Here is a 746-nt window from a genome sequence, read left to right on the forward strand (position 1 = left end):
CTTAGGCACTGTCGACGAACAGGGTATTCAATGATGGGTACTTGCCCATTGAGGACGTCGCCGCATCGTCCGCCGCATCTCGATCCTGCATGCTGGCTGCACTGATGCTCACCGCCAAGAGCAGACCTAAGGTATCAACGATGAGACTGCGCTTGCGCCCTTTCACCTTCTTGCCTGCGTCGTAACCACTTTCACCACCCTGGGGCGAGCTACGAGTTGATTGAGAATCCAGAACAGCGGCTGACGGCTTTTCATCACGATCCACCCGCTCTCGCCATTGGGCACGAAACCGATCATGCATTTGCTCAAATTTGCCCTGAGCGCTCCAGCGTCGGAAGGTTTTATAGACATTGTCCCAATGTAGAAACTCGCGAGGCAGCATTCGCCATGAGCATCCCGCGTGCATGACATAGCAGCAAGCCTCCAGGATCTGATGATGTTGCCCACCATGGCGCTCTGACGGGGTGACAAAGCGGATTCGGCTGTGCCTGTGTTCGCTGTTGTACCACCGCATAAAATCCCTCACCCAAGTCCGTGCCGCGTCTAAGCTGGCGAAGCCTTCCAAGGGCCATTGCGGGCGGTATTTCAATGTTCTAAACAATGATTCCGAGTACGGGTAGTCATTGCTTACGCGTGGACGACCGCGAGAAGGCGTGATGCCCAGCTCATACATTTTGCTTAACAGCGTCACCGATTTCATTGGCGCTCCGTTATCAGAGTGCAATACCAGGGGCTCACGCAGGCAC

General features: G+C 55.1%; 1 protein-coding gene. It reads right to left on the reverse strand.

Annotated features, from left to right (window positions below; all coding sequences use genetic code 11):
* Position 1: 1 nt before the first annotated feature.
* A partial coding sequence (locus KVH01_RS30800) for a transposase (RefSeq protein WP_404822125.1) occupies positions 2-746 on the reverse strand: 745 nt, incomplete at its 5' end.

This window comes from Pseudomonas khavaziana, assembly GCF_019145205.1.
In the GTDB taxonomy this organism is placed as follows: domain Bacteria; phylum Pseudomonadota; class Gammaproteobacteria; order Pseudomonadales; family Pseudomonadaceae; genus Aquipseudomonas; species Aquipseudomonas khavaziana.